The sequence below is a fragment of the Rummeliibacillus pycnus genome (assembly GCF_044359855.1).
Taxonomy (GTDB): Bacteria; Bacillota; Bacilli; order Bacillales_A; family Planococcaceae; genus Rummeliibacillus; species Rummeliibacillus pycnus_A.
The window spans coordinates 43,736-66,770 of record NZ_CP132291.1; the positions used below are offsets into that span (position 1 = coordinate 43,736).

Below are 23,035 nucleotides of genomic sequence, written 5' to 3' on the forward strand. Positions count from 1 at the left end.
TGTAATTTTGCAACCATTAGATGTGAGCGATATTTTAAACTTACTACAAGGAGAATTAGTAACCGGTTCGGAACATTGGCAAGTTCAGCATGCAATCTATTATAATCGGCATGATCTGACACATCCGAATACACTTATATTTATCAATAAAAATGATTCAATTAATTGGCAAATAATTAACAATAGGGGACCTTCTCTTATTATTTCTGATAAACCTATCTCAGAACTAAAGAATGCACTTGGAAATACAACTGTTATAAGAGTGAAGAATACTTTGCAAGCATACTGGAGTTTCGTTGAATATTATCGAGGCCTTTTTCAAATACCAGTCGCTGCGATAACCGGAACTTGCGGGAAAACAACTACGAAAGAAATGATAAAACATATTCTTAGTAAAGATTGGCAGATTCAGGCATCTATTAGTAGTAAAAATGAACCGCGCCAATCATTGCCCTACTTGACTGGAATCAACGAAACATCAAAAGCTGCTGTGTTCGAACTTGGCTTAGGAAATACTGGAAATATCAAACACCAATGTATGATTTATAAACCAACAATCGGTATCATAACAACAATCGGTGTACACCATTTAGATGGATGTGGAAACCTAGAAGGTTATATAAAGGCAAAATCAGAAATCGTAGAAGGATTATCCGATAATGGTACATTAATCATCAATGCAGATGATGAAAATACGAAAAAAATTCCATTGCATAATTTTAAAGGTAAAATTCTTAGATTTGGTGTACAAGGACAGGCGGATTTCAAAGCCTCCAATATAGAGTTTATAAAAAACGGTATGAAATTTCTTCTTCATGTTTCGAATCAAATATATTCTGCGTTTATTCCTGGATACGGTGAACATCAAGTATACAATGCATTAGCTGCTATTGCAGCTGTAAATGAAATGGGTATACCAATCAATAAAGCCATCTCTCGTTTAAGAACATTTAAACAGATGATAAGACACCTAGAGTTTTCAACAGGTATAGGTGAAAGCACCATTATAGACGATACTTGGACAAATAACCCAACATCTGTTGAAGCAGCTTTGAAAGTATTAGATACCATAGGGAAAGAAAAAAAGGTAATTCTTGTACTGGGTGATATTAATCGATTAGGTAACTTCGAAAAAAAGTACCATCGTGAAATTGGTACGATGATTGCAAAAAGAAATGTTAGTATGCTTATTACAATTGGAACAAAAGCAGAAGAAATAGCTATTCAAGCAAAGAAGGATGGAACAAACGCAGAGGTTCATATTTTTAAAGATGTAACTGGAGTTTTAGATGTGCTAAAACCGAAGCTCGATCGTGATACGATTTTACTTATCAAGGGACCTATGTCTAGTAGGTCTATGATTGAATTTGCAGAGAGCTTAAAAGATAAATAATAGAATATGAAAAAGAAGCATCCTATAGAATAATGAATGCTTCTTTTTCTATGAAGTACCTCCAATATTAGAATAATGCTCAAGTAGAGATTAAAAGTTAATACTTGTTACTTAGAAATTCGCTTTGCTGTAATATAGTGTTGATTATAATAATCTACAAACATTACTCTAGTAATAACCCCGCTAGAACTCGGAATAATTAGACGATAATCACCTGCATAGATTGCCACCTGAGAAGGTGTCTTAGAACCTATTGTACTATTAAAGAAAACTAAATCCCCTTTTTTAAGATTGGCACGAGAAACAGTAGTTCCAAGATTCATTTGATCTTTTAAGTTTGTTGTACCAAGATTTACTCCATTTTTTTTATAAACATAGTTTACAAAACCAGGACCAGTGAAACGTAAATTCTTTTCATCATTAGTTGTGCTCATTGTAACTTTATTTTTTAAATCAAAAGCATTTTGAACAATCATATCCCCTTTTGTTGCAGGATTAGATGGAAGTAATGTTGGTAAAACCCTACGCGCAGATACATAATTATCTGTATAATATGGTTTGCTGTTCAAATCAGAAATAACGATGTTTTGCTTAGAGTCTGCCATATGTATCATTTTGTTGTCACCAATATACATACCTACATGGTCAGGATCTGTGCCTGTTGTTTTACTCTTAAAGAATAGTAAATCGCCTTTTTGTAATTGATTTCTTGGAACATATGTACCTTGTTGAATCATATAATCTTCGTTATATGTAGCTAGATCCACACCATTTTTCTCGAAAATGTACATTAAAAATGAAGCGCAAGAGAATTTATAAGGATAAGTTGGCTTGTACACTGTATTACTATACGTTGCCTGACTCATTAAACTTTTTCCTGTTTGGATTAGTTGGTCTGCTTTCGCTGCGACAGCTTGATCGTTATTTTGTACATTTGTGGTTGCAGCCTTTACATCCATTGATGAACTTGTTGCTGGTAAAATTCCAAATGTACTTAAGCCGATTGTAAGTGCAATCGTAGTTGTTAAAAAATGTTTTTTCATGTTTTTAAATACCTCCTGTAAGATCACTACAAACTTAATGTTAGCAATAAAAATAGAAGGCTTTTTAGGTAAAATTTTCCGCGCATCTTTCAAAAAAGGTTAAAAGCTTGATATGAAAGGCTTTGTTGGTAGAATTTACAGTTTGATTACAAATGTTTCAAATAATACTTTTTGCATTTATACTTGATAGTCACTAGAGATTATAGTTAATTAAAATAATAGATTGCATTCCAATCAATTCCCTAGTATCATAATTAATAGAAAATTCAATAAAAGTAAAAGGTGCCTTTTTAACAAGGAGAATAGGGAATGAAGTGAAAATCTTCAGCGGACCCGCCACTGTATGGGGGAGTTTGATCAGAAATGCCACTGGATATTGTTTCTGGGAAGGTCTGATGAAATGTTGACCCCGAGCCAGGAGACCTGCCTCATTACTTGAATAGAACAGATGATGGAAAAGTCTGCGGTTTATTTGTGATGCAAATAAACTGCAGGCTTTTAATTTTATTCGGGAGAGATGAAAATGAACTTATTACAACAAACCATTGAAAAGATTAAAGAGTTAGACCAAAATATGATGGAAAAAGCTCAATATAGAGTGGACAACCTGATCAAGCCTCCAAAAAGTCTAGGGAAATTGGAAAGTATAGCTGTACAATTATCAGGTATTACAGGAGAGCTTTTCCCTGCGATTGATCAAAAAGCAGTAATTGTACTTGCAGCGGATCACGGTGTGTATGAAGAAGGCGTTACGAGTAATCCACAAATAGTGACTTTTGCACAAACTTTAAACATTGCAAAAGGAATCACTGGTGTAGGGACAATCGCAAAGGTTTCTGGTGCTAAAATTGTGACAGTTGATATAGGTGTAAAAGAGGACATCCCAAGTGATGCTGGTGTCATTATCCGAAAAATAAAAAAAGGAACAGACAATATGGCAAAAGGTCCTGCTATGACAAGAGATGAAGCGATCAAAGCCTTAGAAGTGGGTATTGAAATTGCCACAACGGAAATACAAAATGGGGTCAATTTACTAGGCACAGGTGAAATGGGCATCGGCAATACAACACCAAGTACAGCGATATTATCTGTTTTAGCCAATTGCGATCCGAAAGAAATTACAGGTAGAGGCGCGGGGCTTGGACAAGGCGGATTAGAACATAAGATAGAAGTCATTCGAAATGCCATTGAGACGAACCAACCAAATCCAGCTGACGGTATTGATGTGCTGGCGAAAGTTGGGGGACTAGAAATCGCTGGGATGGCTGGCGTTATGCTTGCAGCTGCAGCGAATCGAGTACCTGTTGTAGTGGATGGTTTGATTTCCAGTGTTTCAGCTTTAATCGCAGCTTCTATTGAACCAAAAGTGAAGGATTATCTGATTACTTCACATGCCACTGAAGAACCAGGAGGAATAATAGCCAGTGAACTTTTAGGTAAAGAGCCAATGTTGAAAATGGACATGTGTCTAGGCGAGGGTTCTGGAGCCTCTTTAGCTTTCCCAATTATCGAAGCAGCATGTAGCATGATGAAAAACATGCCGACTTTTGAAGAAGTGGGAATGGAGATTTAATAACCGGTGCCATACCCATAGGGGTAATTCATACCATTTCAATTGATTACTATTAAAAAAACTATCTATTTCCATTCATGGTTGTACCTTTGTGAAAAAGTTTAATCAAATTGATGGCATGACACTGCAACCTCCGACAAATGAAAAGAATCCATTTTGATAAAAGTTAGATCAAAATGGATTCTTTTTGCTAATTTAGTATGCAGTTTTTATAAAAAGCTTGATGATTGAATCAATTTAATAAAGTAAAATTCATATGAAATATACGAATTTAATGTTCATTGTGGAGTGAAAGACGGCGAGTCCTCGAAAATGCATTCGCATTTCTTCCGTGCGAGGCTAATTCAGAGAGGTTCATTCAGAGTCCTACGGGAAAAGCTTGAGCTGAAAGCCCCGAAGGATCCAAGTGAAGGCATTGAAAAAGTAAAATAGATTAAAATTTATTATTAAAATCCTATATAGCTATCTTTGTTGATGTGGAATTAGCGTAGACTCCTGCGGGAAAGCGAGACAGGTGAGACCCCGCAGGACGATTAAGGAACGGAATATAAGAACGCCACGTCCTGTGGCAACGACTCCGTGACCAACATCCTGTTGCCCTGAGGAGGCTCAACGCTCGCCCGCGGAAAGCGAAGCTAATTCCACATCATGCAGATGTAAATTAATACTATTAATAATCGCTTTTAAACACTTTACAGTACCTTAATGTAGTGACGAGGAAATTGAAGCAAAGCCCGTGGAAAGCGCCGTCTGTAGCGGAAAATCAACATCTGAATAGCGAAATTTAATGTTCTTTTTAACAAAACTCACGTTTGTGAATAATAATTATCATTAAATCCATTTGGCAAACCAAGCAACATAATATGCAGCTGGAATAAGTAAAAGTTGAGCCACTATTGTGCCCAAGAATTTTGAACTAATCATGGTCAATGAATAACTTTTTAAGTATTTATAATCAGTTTGATTTTTCATTACTCTATCAGCTAAGACAGAAGCTTTTGGGTCAATAAACAATGTTAATAAAATAGTTGCGATACCATTAATAATACCAGATGACATTAACGCAGCCTGAGAATAATCACTTGGCACTAACATTGAAGCATATATTGAAGAAAGAACACCAATCGTAAAAACTGCTGAAATAATCACATTCACAACAAAGAGACGTTTAGGAATTGTTTTTAATGTAATCCCTTTTAAGTACGATAATCTTGGTAATTTAAAACACTTAAACACCTTTGTTATTCCATTTTTGTTAAAATGTTTAAGAAATAATCCCATTATGGAACCTCGTTCGTTAGATAATTGAACTATGGCTCGCGAAAAGATATTGATGAAAGTTGGGAAAAGAAATATTCCCAATAAGACGCCAATAGATGTTACGCCAATTAAAATCCTGTATTGTTCCTCTATAAAAAATAATTTGTTAGTATCAGGAGCCTCTGCAATGAGTTTTGCCGTTAACGGTTGTTGAATCATCGTTGAAAACCTTGAAATAATCACTAATGTACTAAACAAAGATAATGCAGTTGCAATTAGTTTCACTCTTGCTCCTGAAATCCTCGTTGAATAAGCCAATGTCTCAATCATTGTTATGATCAATAAAAATAAAGAAATAATAATTACTTTACTTGTTATCAGTTCCATAAAAAACTCCTTAGATAATCATAATAATTGTATTATAAACAATATTTTTGCTAGAGATAAGAAAAAAATAAAATAAACAAGCAAAGCGAATTGAATTATATCGATTTCATACGCTTTGCTTTTTCACTTAACCAAAAAACATGCCTCAAAGAGCAATAAGTAATAAAATATTTCCCCATTAAAATTTATCTTGATACATTTAGTTCTCATCATAACTGAATCAATTTTAAAATTCGTTGTCCCTAAAAACAAGAGCATATAACTCATCAGAAAAACTCTTACTCATTCTTGATAAAATTGGTGAGAGTTTTTATATTAAAAAAATAATTATTTAAAAGAATTGTGTCAGTGCCAGCTTCAAAAATGTAGGATATAATAGTAGTAGCAAGTTAGAATGGGGGACCAGTTAATGGACGTTCTTGACCTTCTCGATCGATTAGATGAAATCGAAATATTATTTGAGCCAATCTTTAGTGCAGATGAGCATGTGATTGTAGCATACGAAGTAATTGGTCGAATATTAAAAGATGATCAACATTTCAATATTATTGAATTTACATATGACGAAACAGTTCCGGCTGATATTCGTGCAGAAGTGGAACTGATCATGGTTAAAAAGGCACTTACCATCGCAAAAGATGCTTTAAAAGAAGCTAATCTGTATCTACCATGTAACCCCAATCTGTTGATGATGGACTTTGGCGATGCCTATTTTCAAGTTTTAAAAGATTTTGTGGAAGAGAACCTTTTACAAAATATTCATTTAGTCATTCCAATGCAAAGATTTAGTGGGGATATCAATCAGCTACGGCATCCAATTCTCTATATTAAAACGTATGGAGTAAAAATGGTAATTGCTGATATTGGTTCAGACAGTAAGCTGGATCAAATTTTACTAATAGAACCCACTGTATTGAAAATGAAAGTAAGCGGGCTGGATTACAATGCATGGGGTGCTCAAAATTATATGTTTACAACAATTCAGACACTTGCAGTCCAAATGGGTGCAACATTAATGTTTGATCAAATTAATACGAGCTATGAATTACACTACGCGTGGAAAAATGGAGCGCGGTATTTTAAAGGTAAATATTTAGAAAAACCGTCCAATCATTTTATTGACCGTGAAGTCTTAAAGGACCGTTTCCGTAGCGAATGTCAGCAATTTATCTCAACCGAGAAAAAGATATTAGAAGTAAAGTACAAAGAAATGAATAAGCTACAAAAAGTCATTTCAACAATGGTGAAAGATACGAATCCGACAAGTGAAAATGTCGAAAGTATTATAGAACTTGCCGAAAAACTAGAGGACTATGCTTTTCGTTTATATATTTGTAACGACGAAGGCTTTCAAACTTCACCCAATATCGTCAGACTAAATAGTGAGTGGCAAATAGAGGAAGAGGCAATCGGCAAAAACTGGAGCTGGCGTCCGTACTTTCTATTAAATATGATTAAGCTACGAAATGATGTAAAAGGTGATTTATCTAACATTTATAACGATATCCAAACTAGTGAACCTACACGTACCTATTCAATGGCATTAAATTGCCAAGAATTTTTGTTTGTCGATATTACTTATGACTATTTAACACAGCATAATATTGTGAATTAAAAAGATTCAGCCAATCATTTGGGAACAACTATTATAATAGATCGCTTGATGTTAGGACATCTAGCGATTTTTTTATTTGGCAACCTGTGAATGGGATAGCATTTTATTAAATTAGTTTCTTTTGAACGGCGAAAGTAATTGCAGTTGTTTTTAATAAAACTGGTTTTCCTTTTCGTGTAATTTGGTATTCTAGTGATTTTGGTAACACTAATAATTCTTCCCAACCATTATAGACCTGTCTGAGTGTACTTATCGTTTCTGCAGAAGATATATTCACTTCCATATATGCCTCCAATTTGGCCCCCGTTTCCAAATCAACTTCCTCAACTTCAGAATTTATAATAATACAGTTCACACCATTTACTTTTGTTCCATTTCTCATATTTAATAGAACTTTTTCTAAGGTATCCCGCGATTCAACATGCTCTAGGCTTGAAACGGCAACAATATAGTCATATTCATTTGGTTGTATTACAAAATCCGCAATATCTTCTTTATAGGGAACAATAATTTGTTGCACATTCAATGCGTTACTATATTGTCTTAACTTTTCAATTGCTGTATTAAGTAAATCAACACAGACGACTTTTGAGTCAACTTTTAATTTTTGTGCAATCGGAATACTATTTCTACCAACACCACAGCCAAGGTCAAGTACCTTTATGGTATCCTTTTCTTCAAAATAGGAAATTAAATCCAATACTATCTTAACAGGTTTATACAACCATGAACCTTGTTCAAAAAGTTTATAGTTGTCATAACAATAGTCGTGATATAGTTTTTCTTCTTGACGAATAAGCTTAATTCTATCTGAACTCATTTTCTCACCATTCCTTTACTGTTATTTAATCTAATTTTAGCAAAAAAAGTAAAATAATCAGATTAAAAAATATGTTTTTAGAGAAAAAGAATCAGTGTAGCGGAGTATAAAGTTATGCAACGATGTTTAGTGAACTGTTTTCACAATAGAAGGATTTTTGTTCTGATAAAAATATTAAAGAAGTTGATGAATCTTAATTTTTTTTACTAAATAGAGTTATTTTAATATAAAGGTTCCCTTTATTGAAAAAATATTATATTGTATATATTTGATAGGATGGAGTGCTTATATGAGAAAAATATCATTTTTAATAGTAAGCGCACTTACTATTTTAGCAACTGGATGTTCAAGTGACTCATCATCTGATTCCTCATCAGATGATATTGAAACTAACATTGAATTAGCAGTACAAGATGCGGTAGAGCAAAATGAAAAAATCGATAACGTTGATTGGTCATGGAGTAAAGATGACTACCATATCATCGATAATGGAGATGGTACTTACGACACTTCGGGACAATTCTCATGGCATGATAAAATATATGATTTTGAAATGACTTTTGAAGATACAGATCACAATACTTTAAAACTTATTAGTTATCACATTAACTAGAAGTAAAACATATCTTGAAGTTAATTTAGTACATAAGATTGAATAATCTATTTATAGCAAAAGACTACGGGGAAAAACCCATAGTCTTTTCTATTGCTATTCTATTTTCCTTCATATTAAAACTTAGTCAATGATTCAATTATTAATAATAATAGAAAGAGTGAGTATATATTGAAAAACAAGATTGTAATACCAATACTAGCAGCAAGTTTATTAGCAACAGGATGTTCTGCTCATTCAGATGCTCCTAATGAAACAAAAGCCTCTCAACAAAGTATGAGTAAGGAAGAAAAAGAAAAAATCAATGAACAAACTCAAAAGGCAATTGATGATATTAATGCTATTTTTAAGAAAAAAAGTTATGTTGAAAAAGGTGATTTTTCACCTGAAGACTATGGTTTAGTTAAAAAGACACTGAATATATCTGCTGAAGCTTTGAATGTTGATAAACTAGAAGTTAATGATGATAAGACAATAAAGTCTTTAAGCGATAAAATTGTAAAGCGAATTGATCATTTAAATTTTACAGAAAAGAAGAAGTTTTTAGCTGATTTAACGAAACCAGCCACAATTTATAAGGCAATATATCGTGAAAATATTTATAATAGTTTATATAATTTTGATAGAGAAAATAATGTTGAAAACAGTATGGATGATTTCATAAATTACGCAACAATGGACAATGTTTCTACAAAAGATGCTGTAGAAAAAGCAAATCTTGATTATGACATCGCAAAAGATCAAGTTTCATATTGGAAAGAAGAAGAAAAACTATTTAAAGATACATATGGGGATTCTTTTTCTCAGGAAAACTATAAAGTGATGTTATCAATTATGAAGAATTTCCAAGATATGCAGGAAATCCATATGTTATTTTTGAACAATTTCAGATTAGGAAAACAAGAAGTAGTAAATCCAGAAGATGCAGTAAAAAAGATAGATTCATTATCAACTAAACAATTAAAACTCATCGAAACAATAAACGATAACTTAAATGTTCCAGAAAGATTAAGTTATGATGAATATACATTAAATCACGACTAGTTTAATATAGAAGACCTTGCATGGAGAAATGTCACTTGTAAGGTCTTTTTTGTTTTGCAGTAGTCGGTTCTATGTATATATTTCCATGTTTAACGCCAAAATAATTAATACACTCAACATAAGAAAAGACACCATATAAAATATCTGAATAAAAAATAACCATTTCTTGTTGACAATAATACCTGCAGGGGTATATAGTATTCCTTGTAATTGAATTCATTGTTTTGGAGGGGAAAGCAGAAGAACATGTAAAAGCGATGATTGATCGCCTTTAATGTAGGCAACTTCAAATATTCTCGGGATGATGGATGAGAAGGCATTACACAATTAACGGCTGTTCGTTTTGCAATTAAGATCTTTAAAAGTCGTTATCTTATATTTTTTTAAGTAATTAAATACCTATATAGGTATGGGTAACTAGAGAAAGAAGAAAATAAAAGGGAACTACTAATTTAAATTGCCAAGGATAAGAAATTGTTGAAATTCTTCAACTAGGCATATGTTTTTTAGGAGGTAATGAGGATGAAAGAAATTTCAACAAAAGAGGTTCAACGACGTTTAGAAGCGGGAGAACAATTGAATTTAATTGATGTTCGTGAAGTACAAGAAGTGCAAGCGGGTCATATACCTGGTATTGTGAATATTCCACTTGGATTAATAGAATTCCGAATGCATGAGCTCGACCGTGACAAACCTTATATTATGGTATGCCGTTCAAGTGCACGTAGTGGCCAAGCAACTGCATTTTTAGAAAGCCAAGGTTATGAGGTAAAAAACATGGTAGGCGGAATGCTTGAATGGGAAGGCGCTGTCGAATAGATTTTTTTATCAAATTTAATACCCCTGATGGTATTTTGGGAGGATTTTAGATGTTAAGAACTGATAAACAATTAGATGCAAAGGGTTTTTCTTGCCCGATGCCTATCGTTAAAACAAAAAAAGCAATGGCTGATTTAGTTGATGGTCAAATTATAGAGGTTCAAGCAACCGATAAAGGGTCAAAAGCAGATTTAGCAGCTTGGGCTGACTCAGTGGGACATCAATATATTGGAACGAATGAACAAGACGGTGTGTTACATCACTACATTCGTAAATGCTCTAACGAAACAGTTGATGAGAAAACATTTGAACCAACAATTGAGCTAGATGAAATTTCAAAACGTGATGGTCTTATTTTAGACGTTCGTGAAGAAGCAGAATATGCATTTGGCCACATTGAAGGTGCTGTATCCATTCCAATGGGTGACTTAGATGCACGTATGGATGAGCTTGATCAATCTAAAGAAATTTATGTTATTTGTAGAACGGGCAAACGCAGTGGATTAGCCGCTTCAAAATTGGTTAAAGCAGGTTTTACAAATGTATATAACGTTTTACCAGGAATGACCTCTTGGAAAGGCGACATCAAAAAAGAGCTTTAATATATTGATTAAATTTATTGAGTTAATTTCATTATGTAAAATTGGTATAAAATAAACGAACATTTAATGATTGTAAATTTTGATAATTGTGAAGCGGAAGACGGCGACTCCTACGGGAAAAGCTTGAGCTGAAAGCCCCGCAGGAACGATTTTAAGGACCAAAGCCTAAGAGCGCCACGTCCTGTGGCAACGGCTTTGTGACCAACATCGTGTTGGCCCGAGGAGATTGAAGCCAAGCCCGTGGAAAGCGCCGTCTGTAGCGGAACATACAAATCCAGATATTGAAAAGCACTTGCGTTATAACGTTCGTATGTATAAAACCTAAATTAAATATATGAAATTGATTCTTTAAATAAATAAAAAACATATTTTAGGAGGATTTTATTATGTCAAACAAAGTAGCAATTATCGCGTCAAATGGTGGTCTTTTCGACGCATATAAAGTTTTCAATATCGCCACTGCAGCTGCAGCAACAGAAAAAGAGGTAGCCATTTTCTTTACATTTGAAGGCTTAAACTTAATCCATAAAGAAGGAATGAAAAACTTGCCGATGCCAGCTGGCAAAGAAATGATGGCAGAAGGATTTGCAAAAGCAAATGTACCATCTATTCCAGAACTTGTTGACATGGCACAAGATCTTGGTGTAAAATTCATCGGCTGTCAAATGACAATGGATGTAATGGGACTTACAAAAGAAGATTTCATTGATGGCATCGAAGTTGGTGGCGCTGTAACATTCTTAGAATTCGCGAAAGACGCAGCACCATCATTATCATTCTAATTGAACGATTTTGGATAAAAAATAATTTGGTGAAGAGGTCTATGCTTCTTCACCAAAAAAATCAACTTTTAAATACCTATGGGGGTAATTATAAATGACAGTAACAAAATGGACTGCAGCACAAGTTGCACGAAAAGTAATTGAAAATAAAGAGTTATTTATTTTAGATGTTCGTAATCATGATGCTTTTGAAGATTGGAAAATTGAAGGACACCAATTCGAATATCTTAACATACCATATTTTGAATTATTAGATGGTGTAGAAGAAATAGTACCTCAACTTCCAAAAGACAAAGAAATTTTAGTCGCTTGTGCAAAAGAAGGCTCTTCTTTGATGGTTGCAGAGATGCTTTCTGACGAAGGTATGGATGTTGCTTATCTTGAAGGTGGTATGAAGTCTTGGAGTATGCACCTTGAACCAATTAAGGTAGCAGATTTAAATGGTGGCGAGCTCTATCAATTCGTTCGACTTGGAAAAGGTTGTCTTTCTTATATGGTGATTTCCGAAGGTGAAGCAGCACTTATAGATGCAGTACGTTTTACAGATGTATTCACAAACTTTGCCAAAGAGAAAGGCGTAGAAATTAAACATGTCTTTGATACGCATTTACATGCCGATCATATTTCAGGAGGAAGACATATTGCTTCACAAGTAGGCGCAACATACTACTTACCACCAAAAGATGCGACTGAAGTTGTTTATAATTACACACCTCTTGAAGATGGATTAACTGTTCAAATTGGTGCAGCTAAAATTGATGTTGGTGCGTTATACTCACCGGGGCATACAATTGGCTCAACTTCCTTCGTAGTAGATAACCAATATCTTTTAACTGGAGATATCTTATTTATCGACTCAATCGGTCGTCCGGATCTTGCAGGACTTGCTGAAGATTGGGTAGGGGATTTACGTACCACATTATACAAACGTTACCGTGAACTAGCAGAAGATTTAATCGTATTACCAGCTCATTTTATGATCATCGATGAATTAAATGAAGATGGAACAGTAGCAAAACGTTTAGGTGATTTATTTGCAGAAAACCATGGTTTGAATATTAAGGACGAAGAAGAGTTTCGTCATACTGTAACAGATCATTTGCCACCTCAACCAAATGCGTACCAACAAATTCGTCAAGTGAATATGGGGAAAATTACACCTGATAATGACGAACAAACAGAAATGGAAATTGGACCTAATCGCTGTGCTGTTCGTTAAATTCAAGTAAAGGATTCGTAAAAAATACTATAGAGATATACTGAAAAAGAAAAGGAAGATATAATATGAATATAACAAAAACCTTAGATGCAAAAGGATTGGCTTGTCCAATGCCAATCGTCAGAACAAAAAAAGCAATGGATCAATTAAATACAGGGGACATTTTAGAAGTGTTTGTTACAGATAAAGGTTCGTTAAATGACATTCCTGCATGGGTTAAATCTGGTGGTCATCAAATCTTGAAACAAACAGAAGAAGCAGATGTCATTGCTTTTTATATTCAAAAAGGTTAATAAAGGCGAGCTTTAGCTCGTCCTTTTCATTGAAAGAAGGGAAACTATGGGTTTATCACTAATCATTGTATTATTTTGCATAGGATTAGTTGGTTCGTTTATTTCAGGGATGCTTGGAATTGGTGGAGCCATTATAAAATATCCGATGCTATTATATATTCCTGCAGCGTTTGGTGTCGCTTCCTTTACTTCACATGAGGTGTCAGGCATTACTGCAGTAGAAATATTAGTAACATCAATTTCAGGTGTGATTGCCTTTCGAAAAGGAAATTACTTAAACATCTCATTAATCGCAACGATGGGTATTGCCGTTTTAGTTGGTAGTTTAATAGGAAGTTTTGCCTCAAGTGGTTTTAGCGAAGGCCAAGTCAACATCGTTTATGGCGTATTCGCGATTTTAGCGGCAATCTTAATGTTGATACCAAGAAAACAAGTTCCCGAAAACGATGAGAATATTACTTTTAATAAACCATTAGCAGCAATTTTAGCGTTCATCGTTGGAATTGGTTCAGGTATTGTCGGTGCAGGCGGTGGTTTCTTACTCGTACCAATTATGCTTGTTATTTTAAAAATTCCAACACGTGTGACAGTGGCATCGAGTTTAGCCATTACATTTATTTCTTCCATTGGCGGATCTATTGGCAAAATCACAACGGGGCAAGTTGAATGGTTACCTGTCATTGTATTAGCAATTGCAAGTATAATTGCTGCTCCACTAGGCGCTAAAGCTGCTAAGAAAATGAATACAAAAGCCCTTCAAGTTTTACTTTCCATATTGATTTTAGCAACTGCTATTAAAATTTGGATTGATATACTAATGTAGGTAAAGAAAAATGATGAAAGAATAAAGGTAGAATAAGCATTTTGCTTATTCTATTTTTGTGGAGAAAAATAGAATTTTAAATTATTTGAATCAATTTCATAATGAAGGAGCGAAAGACGGCGACTTCTAGGGAACAGCATGAACTAAAAGCCCCGCAGGAAATGTTCGTATATAAAAACCGAAATGGATTTATGAAATTGATTAATTTGGATATATTTTGAAACAAAATCACTTTATAAACGTAAATTAGTAAAAAAGGGGGGATTGTTCATGAAAAATTCTAATTGGTTATCTTATTTTTGGAAAATTCTATGGGTTGTCGGATTAGTTTTATTAGTAAATATAAGTTTTAATTATGAAAATCAGATTCAACAAACTGCGAGAGAAACTTATAGTTTAATTCCTGTTATTTGGTCTAAATTATTTATCTCGATTATATTTGGTTTATATATATCTCTTGTTTTTGTGAAAAAATGGTCATTTAATATAAATCCATCTTTATTTTGGTGTGTAGCTATTCCGAGTATATTACTTTCGTTTGCCTTCCCAATTTTGGCTACACTTTCATCATTGAAATCTTTGCCAGAATATATAGCGAGTTCATCCATTTCTTTTTGGCTAATAAATGTTTCTTCGTCAGATGTGTTCGGAATTATCGCAGGGTTGTCAATTATCCTAAGTTTTTTTAATGCTCGCCCAAGTAATAAGAATCAATAATTTATTATTTAACAGGCGTATGCTTATAGTTGAATTATAAAACAAATAAAATAGACTTGGTTTTCACACAAGTCTATTTTATTTTCTAATTAAATCTACACTGAAATTTTACCGAGCCATTTTATACATCATTTTTAATATAGATAAATCTTATGAAGAAATTACAACGAGAAATTGTGCTAAGAATGATCCATTGCGGCAGAAAAAGGCGTGTAACATAGAGCGAAATCTAAAAATTAGCCTTTTTACTATAGCTATAATTTTATCGCCTTTAATTTTTCTGGTTTCTTATAAAATAAATAAAATATTATTCCAACGATGATTAGGCAAAACGTACAATTTTGTGCAATGCCAATTATGTCGTTCCAACTGTCTTTTCCGTTTACCAACAATTGTAGAATCAGTCCTACAAGTAAAATCAATAATGTATAGTATGATTTTTTCACTAAAAATCCAACAGCTCCACCAAATAATCCCCCTAAAGCTGAAGCACCGAACCAACCTACATAATTCATTAATTGTTGTATAACTGGTATGGATATGTTATCTGGAGTATTTTCATAAAAATGTCCAATAACTAAATAGAAACTAATAGCAATGAGTGTATACACCATACCAAATAAAACGGCTTCTTTTAGATTATTGGCAAATCGATAGCCAATGAACATAGCTATCATAAACCATATAGGTAAAGAATTAATCATTATCGCTAAATAAGAAATGACAAATTTAAAAATAGAAATATCTTCATTTATAAAAAATAAGTTATCTGAAACTACAGAAAAAATAGCAACACTAACACTTACTATACAAGTAAAAATAATAAACGGTTTACGAGTTACTTCTTTATTTTCTTGCAACAATATGCCCCCTCACTATCTTAGCTTTCTTTATTATAGATGAATTATTCGACAAATATTTCCAAAGTCCTCTAATTAAAAACTCTTCAGCTAATTCTTGGTTTAGGATTAATAATTTGTTTTTATCTTTAAAACAGATTGCAATTAGATTTATTTATGAAGTCATTACAGCGAAAGGTTTTAATAAAAAATAATTATTTCGATAAATTTAAAACATGAAAAAACTCTAGTCCCGGTGATGAAGTGGATTAGAGTTTTGGTGTAATATTTTTATCTATCTCATTAAATAGCCATATTTTCTTGAAGGAAAATCAGCACCCAATTTGTTTACTTGAGATTTGGCATCTTCAATTAAAGTTTTTGCCTTTGTTTTTGTTTCTTTATCTAAGTGCTTGAATTTTCCGTGATGCTTTGGAAATGAAACTCCAAGTGCTTTAAGTTGTTTATCAGCTTCCTCTTTTGTTAAGGAACCAGCTTTCACCTTATGCATAATTTCTTTGACTTTTGCTTTGGTGTTGTCATCTAACTTTCCAAACATATCAACTTTATGATGCTTTGGAATTGATACGCCTAATGCTTTTAACTGTTTATGGGCTTCTTCTTTCGATAAGGAGCCATCCTTTACTTTTTTCATAATTTCTTTGACTTTAACTTTGGTTTTGTCGTCTAGGTTCTCGAACATTTCACATTTAGCGTGATGCTTTGGGACTGAAACACCTATTTTCGATAAATCTGAATCTAATTTGTTTAAAATTTCATCTACTTTTTGTTGGGTTTTCGGATTCAGTTTTGGTTGTTGTTCGGTAGCTATTTTGTTATGGTTTAGCGTTGCAGCAAAAGTAGGTGCAGCTGTGTTACTCATAATTCCTAATGATAAAGCACAAGTAAGTGAGAAAGTTAATAGTATTTTTCTTTTTTTCATTTTTAGTCTGCTCCTTAGTATAATTGGGTTTAATCGAATGCTGAGACAAGTTTTTTTAAATAGCGAGTATTTATAAAATCATTTTTGTTAAATATATTCACCTTATTCCTGGAAAAATCTTATACTTATAATGTCCATTTTTAAAAAATTTAAAAGTAGCGAATGTTTCCATTTCTAATCTATTGGAGAGATGTGAGTTTTGGAATGCTATATATGTAAGAACTTCATTACTACATAACTCAAAAAAAAAATACCCCATCCTTGAGATAGATGCTCAGATGGATGGGGTATCGCCAATTTCCTTGCTCACTATCATTTTAACCGTTTGATTTGCGGTCTTTTAACTTTTCCTGTTGTTCATTTTAGTATCCTTGGAGATTGTTCCAGTCTTTTTTACCTCGTATATCGATTCGCATAATGGGAAGCGACAAAAGCATCTGGCTTAATCTTCGGCTCCACTCCAATGGATTCCATTCTAGCGACCATTTCTTGTACAAATTCACGCGTTTTGTTGCGTTTGCCAGCACCGATATCGATATGGCCTTCCATTGTAAAAGTTGAACCTTCATAAATAAATGGAAGAATGATGTCGATCAGTTGCTTTTTCTTTTCCTCTGAAAACATCGATACGATTTCTTCCGTGAAGGAGAGCTCTAGTGAAATGCGTTCATGTAGATGTAGCATTTTCCTTGGGACAATCACTTTTCTAATACATGCCCATACACCATGGCCTTCTTGCAAAATCACAATGCCAGTGATAAATACGGTGCAATCTTTATGAACTTGTGAGTCCGTTCCAACGATTAATCGATAATTCCCCCTCGGATTTAAACTCATATAATGGACAATATGATCAAAAACGTCTTCGAAAGACATATTTTTTTCTTGAAGATTTTGAAAAGGATCGTAACGAAATGAATTTCCCATGTTTCACCGCTTCTTTCCTTAAAAGGGTTGTATATTACATTATATCCAAGTGTATTTTAATTGTTGCAGAAGAAATGACTTGAGTATTACTCTGGATTGTTTGATAATTTATAATATATGTTATGTAGGAGATGTAAATAATATAATGAATATTGATTATAATGAAATGTCAAATCAAGAAAATAAGGAATTCGAAAATCGTGCGCGTTTGTTAGTGAAATGTCCAGATAAACCTGGGATTGTATCGGTGTTGTCTTCGTTTTTACATAATCACGATGCCAATATTATTGAGTCAAATCAGTTTTCTACGGATCCTGAGAATGGAACATTTTTCATTCGTTTCGAATATCACTGTGATAATCTTCAACAAAAGGCTGTTGAAATGGAAAAGGATTTTGAAATTATCGCAGAAGATTATCAGATGCAATACCGTTTTTATTATCGAAATGTTCGCGAGCGTTCAGCTATCTTTGTATCAAAAGAGACACACTGTTTGTTGGAACTATTATGGGAATGGCAAAATGGGGATTTAGAAACAGATATCGCGTTGGTCATTAGTAATCACGAGACAGCACGCCCGATAGTTGAGGCATTAGGTATTCCTTTTTATTATATTCCAGCAAATAAGGATATACGCAAACAAGTGGAAGAAGAGCAAATTCGTTTAATAGAAGAATATAAAGTAGATGTGCTGATTTTGGCTCGTTATATGCAAATTTTAACACCTGATTTTGTAAGCCATTTTGAAAATCGCATTATCAATATTCACCACTCATTCTTACCTGCATTTATCGGAGCAGGTCCTTATGAACGTGCATTTGCTCGTGGCGTGAAACTGATAGGTGCAACTTCACATTATGTGACCAATGATTTGGACGAAGGTCCAATTATCGAACAAGACGTAGAACGTGTAGATCATCGCGATGATGCCGAGAAGTTGAAAAAAATCGGTCGTCAAATCGAACGTCGAGTTCTTGTAAAAGCTGTTAGATGGCATTTAGAAAACCGCATTATTGTGGAAGGGAATAAGACGATTGTCTTCCATTGATTGCAAAGCGGGTTGAGATGTGAATAGGACAAGGAATATTTTCTAAAACAGTACAACTTTGCTTCAAATCGGCACCCATTAAATCGGATGTGTGATTATTTAAGAGTGTAGACAAAGTCTTTTTGACTTGGTCTGCACTCTTTCCTTATGAATGATTTAATCAGTAGTAAAGATCTGCGTGTCTTGAAAACGCTTGTCCCGATTCAAATAAATAGTCCGTCAATCATATTAAGATATTTTGCCGAATTTATTACAACTAAACTCTATAGTGAACGCTTTCTCAAACGATTGACCGTATTTCTTAAAGATACCTTCAATGTGAATGCTATATGTACGACCACCATCTATTAGAGATGCCTCGTAAGATGTTTGCTCCCACTTACCAGAAGAGCCTACTACATGTGTTGAAATATTGTCTATTTTTGCAAACAACTGACGGTCAGAGCGTTCGTTGTATTGAGTTTCAATGTTAGCTGTAACTTCAATCTCAGGTATATGACCACTAACATAAATGTGTGTTGTTTTTATCGTTTTTCCGTTGACGTTTTTAGCTATAAGATCATAAGTTGACGATAAAGCATTTAATGTTTCACGTTCAGTTGTTATATGTTCATCGACCATATTTTGGATCATTGTTGCAAATGCTTTCGGTTCAACCCAATCTTCTGGTTTAAACTTATCCATAGGTACTACTTCAATATGAATACCTACTTTCTTTTCCATTGCCTCATCCACGATTTTTACATACTGCTTATAATATTGTTGTTTTTGCTTTTCAGTGAGTGAATTTGCAGTAGCCGATTCGATAGTTGTCGTTCCTAACAATGAAACTGAAATAACAAGTGTTACAATGAATTTTGTAAATTTACCCATTTTTACCACCTCCTTATAAAAATTATAAATGAAAAAGGTTTTAAAATATAGAGAGAAATATTTAAATATTTCAACTTTTTAATAGAAAAACAGTTTAGTAATTTATATTTGGTGCTTTAATTGTGTTTATAAATTATGGTAATGTAATCATTAATAGGAAATGATAGCAGGTGGATTTGGACGAGCCGATGATATTGATGACGTAATCTGTAATGTAGTAGGTGTTATTCTTGGATATAGCATTTATAAATTTATGTTCAAAATAGCAGATCAATTTCAAATTACAATATTACAAAACTTGAACTTCAAAAATTCATAACTGTTTGGTAGCGATAATAGAGTTGATTAAAATGTGGAGGAGGTGTATTTTTTGGAAACAATTGAAATGGTAGAGCTAGACGAAGAGAATTTAAATGATAAGGGATGTTTTTGCCTTCGTAGCAAACCAAATTCAACAGGTTACTTAAATAAAAATGAATGGCTTATGGGAAAGTTCAATGAAGGGTTAAAGTATATAAAAATTATGGAGAATAGCAAACAAGCAGGGTTTATCGAATATACACCTATTGAATATTCTTCAAGAGTTGTCTATGGTGAAAACTATTTAGTTATTCATTGCTTATGGGTACAAATTACGGGAAAAGGCTATGCCTCAAAATTGATTAGTAACTGTATTCAAGATGCTAAAGAACAAAATAAAGATGGAGTTATTGTGATTACAAATCCAGACACTTCTTGGACACCGAGTAAGGATGTTTTTATCAAAAACAACTTTATAAAAGTAGATCACGCACCTTATGGTTTTGAATTACTTGTTAATAAATTTACAGATTCACCTGATCCATATTTTCCAAATGATTGGGATGAGAGACTTACACCTTTTCAAGATTTAACAATCCTCCGCACACAGCAGTGCCCATTTGTAGATATATCAACCGATAATGTTATTAAGGCAGCAAATAAACTGGGTATAAATGTAGAAATTATTGACATGAAAAACAGAGAAGAATTATTGAAACTTTCACCCACCCCTTATGGTATTTATGGAGTCATTTACAAGAATAAATTAATTTCATACCATAGACTTACGGTTCACTCTGCAATGAAACGATTAATCGAGTTAGACTAATCATAGTAGACAGGTGATTCTCAATCAACTGCTAAAAACTAAAACATATTGAAAAGGGGTAACATTATGAACAAGAAATTACCAAAATACATACTAGCTTCAACTTTAGCATTAAGTACGTTTGTTACAGTCGCACCTCAATTAGATTTTAACGCTCAAGCTAAAACTTATAAGGTATCAAAATCTTTCACAGGTGTGAAAAACGGTATCTACTATAAAAAAGGTAAAAAAGCCACTGGAGTTTATAACTCAACATACTATAAATCAGGGAAGAAAGCTACAGGAACGTATAAATCCATTTATTACAGAGGTGGTAAAAAGGCTAATGGAGTTTATAGCTCAATCTATTATAAAGACGGTATGAGAGCAACAGGGGTTTACAAATCAGTTTATTATATGAACGGTAAGTTAGGTACTGGAATATATAATTCAACTTACTACAAATCAGGGAAGAAAGCCACAGGAACATATAACGGTGTACTCTACAAAGATGGAAACATTTTCAATGGTATGCAAGAAGGTCTTATCTATGAAGACGGAAAACTCCTAACAGGTACGCTAGATGGTATTTACTATAGGAATGGGGTTGCATTTACAGGTCTATTATATGGTGAATACTATAGACAAGGCACACCAGCAACAGGTCTTTATAACGATATTTACTATAAAGATGGGAGAAAAGGTACAGGACTATACCAAGGCCTTTATTATGTATACGGTGAAAAAGCTTACGGAGAGTACGAAAACACTTTTTACAAAAACGGTGTAGCAGTAGAGGGATTCTATAGCGATATTTACTATGTTAAAGGTAAAAGGGCTGATGGTCTGTACAACAACATCATGTATTCAAATGGGGTAAAAGCCAACGGAATAGTTAAAGATGTATACTATAAAGACGGTGTTAGAGCAACAGGGACTTTCAGTAACCTTTACTATGTAAATGGTGATAAAGCCAATGGTCTTTATGATTACATCTACTACAAGGATGGAAACAAAGGAACGGGGGTATACAATTCGACTTATTACGAAAAAGGGTTAGTCGCTACAGGTACTTATAACAACGTCTATTACGTAAATGGTAAACCTGCAACAGGTCTGTACAACAACATCTATTATCGTGATGGTGTCAAAGGAACAGGTGTATACGGAGATATATATTATGCCAATGGAGTTAAAGCTACAGGTTTATATAACAACAACTATTATGTAGATGGGTTACCAGTTACAGGTGTATACAACGATGTGTACTATATTAAAGGTGAAGTTGGAACAGGACTTTACAATGGTACTTACTACGTCAAAGGTAGTAAAGCCACAGGGGTATTCGATTCAATATACTACTTAAATGGAAAAGTAGGAACTGGATTGTACAATGGTACTTACTATGTAGATGGTGTAGCAGGAACTGGAACTTTCAATGGTTTATACTACGTCAACGGTAAATTAGCAACTGGTACTTACAACAACAAGTATTATGTCAATGGAGTTCTTGCCACAGGGGTATACCAAGGTAAGGTTTATCAAAATGGAGTTGAAGTACCAAATTCAACACCTGTTAATAAAAATCTCATCCAAAACGGTATTTACGGTTATGAAGCAACCCCAAGTGAACAAAGTTACAATTTAAAATTCGCTTTTGCTGACAAAGATGGTAATGTTTTAAAATTCACGGACAAAGCTAGCGCTTTAACAACATATAAAACAATTTACACTTCAGTAAATGACAGTATCTTAGATTTCACACCTTCAACACCTGAAGATGTATCTGCAGTTTACGCATACGCTTTCGTTGACCCTAACGGAACCTTAGTGAAATTTGTTCAAAAGGAAGATGCAATAACACAATACAAAACCCTTTGGAAAAACTAAGCAATAAGAGTCAGAGCAGTGACTAATAAGTCACTGCTCTATTTTTATGCTCATATTCTAATAATATATTAGTAAAATAATAGTGAAAGGGGTTCACAACATGAAAGGTTACCAATTTACTGTTGCAGACTTATTAAAATACTTTAACACGGAACAAGAAATCCTAGTATCGAGGCATTTGGTAAATATTTTGGATTTCGGAAATCCGTTAATAAATCAATTTCCCAAGTACTGCTCTAGGGCAGCCAAATGTTTATATTTGGAAAGGTTCAATCAGTTAGAAAAAAGATAATGTTCAATTCAATGTAAAAATAACCGAACAATTTTTGCTTTTCTTGCAATCAATCTATAGAATCCCCTTATTTAGTGGTATGATATTCTAAACTGGGAACAAATTAACATTT

Annotated in this window: 22 protein-coding genes and 1 riboswitch; of the genes, 15 read left to right on the plus strand and 7 right to left on the minus strand. The window is 33.6% G+C overall.

What is annotated here, in order from left to right:
- The first annotated feature begins 7 nt into the window (after window positions 1-7).
- Complete coding sequence (murF, locus tag Q8X41_RS00210) at window positions 8-1,393, plus strand: UDP-N-acetylmuramoyl-tripeptide--D-alanyl-D-alanine ligase (RefSeq protein WP_397538261.1); 1,386 nt, start codon at window positions 8-10, stop codon at window positions 1,391-1,393.
- 107 nt (window positions 1,394-1,500) lie between these two features.
- On the opposite strand, the gene Q8X41_RS00215 is transcribed toward murF, so the two are convergent.
- Complete coding sequence (locus Q8X41_RS00215; RefSeq protein WP_397538262.1) at window positions 1,501-2,436, minus strand: C40 family peptidase; 936 nt, start codon at window positions 2,434-2,436, stop codon at window positions 1,501-1,503.
- A gap of 263 nt (window positions 2,437-2,699) precedes the next feature.
- Window positions 2,700-2,882, plus strand: a riboswitch (cobalamin riboswitch).
- 77 nt (window positions 2,883-2,959) lie between these two features.
- On the opposite strand from Q8X41_RS00215, the gene cobT reads away from it, so the two are divergent.
- Window positions 2,960-4,009, plus strand: a complete 1,050-nt coding sequence (cobT, locus tag Q8X41_RS00220; protein ID WP_397538263.1) for a nicotinate-nucleotide--dimethylbenzimidazole phosphoribosyltransferase — start codon at window positions 2,960-2,962, stop codon at window positions 4,007-4,009.
- A gap of 831 nt (window positions 4,010-4,840) precedes the next feature.
- Here the strand turns inward: cobT and Q8X41_RS00225 are convergent.
- Window positions 4,841-5,656: a lipid II flippase Amj family protein gene (locus Q8X41_RS00225; RefSeq protein ID WP_397538264.1), complete on the minus strand. Its 816-nt coding sequence runs from the start codon at window positions 5,654-5,656 to the stop codon at window positions 4,841-4,843.
- A gap of 409 nt (window positions 5,657-6,065) precedes the next feature.
- Here Q8X41_RS00225 and Q8X41_RS00230 point away from each other — a divergent pair, with 409 nt between their 5' ends.
- The gene (locus tag Q8X41_RS00230) at window positions 6,066-7,271 is read left to right on the plus strand and encodes an EAL-associated domain-containing protein (protein WP_397538265.1); all 1,206 of its coding nucleotides are present in this window, start codon (window positions 6,066-6,068) and stop codon (window positions 7,269-7,271) included.
- 106 nt (window positions 7,272-7,377) lie between these two features.
- Here Q8X41_RS00230 and Q8X41_RS00235 read toward each other — a convergent pair whose 3' ends face one another.
- Window positions 7,378-8,091, minus strand: a complete 714-nt coding sequence (locus Q8X41_RS00235) for a class I SAM-dependent methyltransferase (RefSeq protein WP_397538266.1) — start codon at window positions 8,089-8,091, stop codon at window positions 7,378-7,380.
- A gap of 289 nt (window positions 8,092-8,380) precedes the next feature.
- On the opposite strand from Q8X41_RS00235, the gene Q8X41_RS00240 reads away from it, so the two are divergent.
- From Q8X41_RS00240 to Q8X41_RS00280, 9 genes are all read left to right on the plus strand, one after another.
- Window positions 8,381-8,704: a hypothetical protein gene (locus Q8X41_RS00240; RefSeq protein WP_397538267.1), complete on the plus strand. Its 324-nt coding sequence runs from the start codon at window positions 8,381-8,383 to the stop codon at window positions 8,702-8,704.
- 171 nt (window positions 8,705-8,875) lie between these two features.
- Complete coding sequence (locus Q8X41_RS00245) at window positions 8,876-9,748, plus strand: hypothetical protein (protein ID WP_397538268.1); 873 nt, start codon at window positions 8,876-8,878, stop codon at window positions 9,746-9,748.
- 522 nt (window positions 9,749-10,270) lie between these two features.
- Window positions 10,271-10,567 (plus strand): rhodanese-like domain-containing protein, encoded by a 297-nt coding sequence (locus Q8X41_RS00250; RefSeq protein WP_397538269.1) that lies wholly within the window; start codon window positions 10,271-10,273, stop codon window positions 10,565-10,567.
- A 50-nt stretch (window positions 10,568-10,617) separates the two neighbouring features.
- Complete coding sequence (locus tag Q8X41_RS00255; protein ID WP_397538270.1) at window positions 10,618-11,169, plus strand: sulfurtransferase TusA family protein; 552 nt, start codon at window positions 10,618-10,620, stop codon at window positions 11,167-11,169.
- A 386-nt stretch (window positions 11,170-11,555) separates the two neighbouring features.
- On the plus strand, window positions 11,556-11,951 hold the full coding sequence (locus Q8X41_RS00260; protein WP_397538271.1) for a DsrE/DsrF/DrsH-like family protein: 396 nt from the start codon (window positions 11,556-11,558) through the stop codon (window positions 11,949-11,951).
- Between the two features lie 94 nt (window positions 11,952-12,045).
- Window positions 12,046-13,170 carry an MBL fold metallo-hydrolase gene (locus tag Q8X41_RS00265; RefSeq protein WP_397538272.1) on the plus strand — a complete coding sequence of 375 codons (1,125 nt, stop codon included), beginning with the start codon at window positions 12,046-12,048 and terminating at the stop codon, window positions 13,168-13,170.
- Between the two features lie 65 nt (window positions 13,171-13,235).
- Window positions 13,236-13,463: a sulfurtransferase TusA family protein gene (locus Q8X41_RS00270; protein WP_397538273.1), complete on the plus strand. Its 228-nt coding sequence runs from the start codon at window positions 13,236-13,238 to the stop codon at window positions 13,461-13,463.
- A gap of 46 nt (window positions 13,464-13,509) precedes the next feature.
- Window positions 13,510-14,286: a sulfite exporter TauE/SafE family protein gene (locus Q8X41_RS00275; RefSeq protein ID WP_397538274.1), complete on the plus strand. Its 777-nt coding sequence runs from the start codon at window positions 13,510-13,512 to the stop codon at window positions 14,284-14,286.
- Between the two features lie 270 nt (window positions 14,287-14,556).
- A complete protein-coding gene (locus Q8X41_RS00280) occupies window positions 14,557-15,003 on the plus strand; it encodes a hypothetical protein (protein ID WP_397538275.1) in 447 nt (148 codons plus the stop codon).
- Between the two features lie 254 nt (window positions 15,004-15,257).
- On the opposite strand, the gene Q8X41_RS00285 is transcribed toward Q8X41_RS00280, so the two are convergent.
- The 3 genes from Q8X41_RS00285 to Q8X41_RS00295 all read right to left on the minus strand — a co-directional run bounded on the left by Q8X41_RS00285 (window position 15,258) and on the right by Q8X41_RS00295 (window position 17,712).
- Window positions 15,258-15,863 carry a hypothetical protein gene (locus Q8X41_RS00285; protein WP_397538276.1) on the minus strand — a complete coding sequence of 202 codons (606 nt, stop codon included), beginning with the start codon at window positions 15,861-15,863 and terminating at the stop codon, window positions 15,258-15,260.
- Between the two features lie 274 nt (window positions 15,864-16,137).
- Complete coding sequence (locus Q8X41_RS00290; RefSeq protein WP_397538277.1) at window positions 16,138-16,785, minus strand: hypothetical protein; 648 nt, start codon at window positions 16,783-16,785, stop codon at window positions 16,138-16,140.
- A gap of 393 nt (window positions 16,786-17,178) precedes the next feature.
- Window positions 17,179-17,712, minus strand: coding sequence for a ribonuclease H-like YkuK family protein (locus tag Q8X41_RS00295; protein WP_397538278.1), 534 nt, complete (start codon window positions 17,710-17,712; stop codon window positions 17,179-17,181).
- Window positions 17,713-17,857: 145 nt separating this feature from the next.
- Between Q8X41_RS00295 and purU the strand changes: the two genes are divergently transcribed.
- A complete protein-coding gene (gene purU, locus Q8X41_RS00300) occupies window positions 17,858-18,760 on the plus strand; it encodes a formyltetrahydrofolate deformylase (RefSeq protein WP_397538279.1) in 903 nt (300 codons plus the stop codon).
- A gap of 228 nt (window positions 18,761-18,988) precedes the next feature.
- Here purU and Q8X41_RS00305 read toward each other — a convergent pair whose 3' ends face one another.
- Window positions 18,989-19,633: a hypothetical protein gene (locus tag Q8X41_RS00305; RefSeq protein WP_397538280.1), complete on the minus strand. Its 645-nt coding sequence runs from the start codon at window positions 19,631-19,633 to the stop codon at window positions 18,989-18,991.
- Window positions 19,634-20,003: 370 nt separating this feature from the next.
- Here Q8X41_RS00305 and Q8X41_RS00310 point away from each other — a divergent pair, with 370 nt between their 5' ends.
- Together Q8X41_RS00310 and Q8X41_RS00315 are read left to right on the plus strand one after the other, a co-directional pair.
- Window positions 20,004-20,762 (plus strand): GNAT family N-acetyltransferase, encoded by a 759-nt coding sequence (locus Q8X41_RS00310; RefSeq protein WP_397538281.1) that lies wholly within the window; start codon window positions 20,004-20,006, stop codon window positions 20,760-20,762.
- Between the two features lie 66 nt (window positions 20,763-20,828).
- Window positions 20,829-22,631 carry a hypothetical protein gene (locus tag Q8X41_RS00315; RefSeq protein ID WP_397538282.1) on the plus strand — a complete coding sequence of 601 codons (1,803 nt, stop codon included), beginning with the start codon at window positions 20,829-20,831 and terminating at the stop codon, window positions 22,629-22,631.
- Window positions 22,632-23,035: the final 404 nt, after the last annotated feature.

Bases quoted from the DNA above. Each gene is read 5' to 3' on its own strand.
- Q8X41_RS00305 (WP_397538280.1), bottom strand. From the start codon at position 19,633: ATGGGTAAATTTACAAAATTCATTGTAACACTTGTTATTTCAGTTTCA.
- Q8X41_RS00290 (WP_397538277.1), bottom strand. From the start codon at position 16,785: ATGAAAAAAAGAAAAATACTATTAACTTTCTCACTTACTTGTGCTTTA.
- Q8X41_RS00215 (WP_397538262.1), bottom strand. From the start codon at position 2,436: ATGAAAAAACATTTTTTAACAACTACGATTGCACTTACAATCGGCTTA.
- cobT (WP_397538263.1), top strand. From the start codon at position 2,960: ATGAACTTATTACAACAAACCATTGAAAAGATTAAAGAGTTAGACCAA.
- Q8X41_RS00260 (WP_397538271.1), top strand. From the start codon at position 11,556: ATGTCAAACAAAGTAGCAATTATCGCGTCAAATGGTGGTCTTTTCGAC.
- Q8X41_RS00225 (WP_397538264.1), bottom strand. From the start codon at position 5,656: ATGGAACTGATAACAAGTAAAGTAATTATTATTTCTTTATTTTTATTG.
- Q8X41_RS00270 (WP_397538273.1), top strand. From the start codon at position 13,236: ATGAATATAACAAAAACCTTAGATGCAAAAGGATTGGCTTGTCCAATG.
- Q8X41_RS00230 (WP_397538265.1), top strand. From the start codon at position 6,066: ATGGACGTTCTTGACCTTCTCGATCGATTAGATGAAATCGAAATATTA.
- Q8X41_RS00250 (WP_397538269.1), top strand. From the start codon at position 10,271: ATGAAAGAAATTTCAACAAAAGAGGTTCAACGACGTTTAGAAGCGGGA.
- Q8X41_RS00265 (WP_397538272.1), top strand. From the start codon at position 12,046: ATGACAGTAACAAAATGGACTGCAGCACAAGTTGCACGAAAAGTAATT.
- purU (WP_397538279.1), top strand. From the start codon at position 17,858: ATGAATATTGATTATAATGAAATGTCAAATCAAGAAAATAAGGAATTC.
- Q8X41_RS00240 (WP_397538267.1), top strand. From the start codon at position 8,381: ATGAGAAAAATATCATTTTTAATAGTAAGCGCACTTACTATTTTAGCA.
- Q8X41_RS00315 (WP_397538282.1), top strand. From the start codon at position 20,829: ATGAACAAGAAATTACCAAAATACATACTAGCTTCAACTTTAGCATTA.
- Q8X41_RS00295 (WP_397538278.1), bottom strand. From the start codon at position 17,712: ATGGGAAATTCATTTCGTTACGATCCTTTTCAAAATCTTCAAGAAAAA.
- Q8X41_RS00275 (WP_397538274.1), top strand. From the start codon at position 13,510: ATGGGTTTATCACTAATCATTGTATTATTTTGCATAGGATTAGTTGGT.
- Q8X41_RS00235 (WP_397538266.1), bottom strand. From the start codon at position 8,091: ATGAGTTCAGATAGAATTAAGCTTATTCGTCAAGAAGAAAAACTATAT.
- Q8X41_RS00280 (WP_397538275.1), top strand. From the start codon at position 14,557: ATGAAAAATTCTAATTGGTTATCTTATTTTTGGAAAATTCTATGGGTT.
- Q8X41_RS00255 (WP_397538270.1), top strand. From the start codon at position 10,618: ATGTTAAGAACTGATAAACAATTAGATGCAAAGGGTTTTTCTTGCCCG.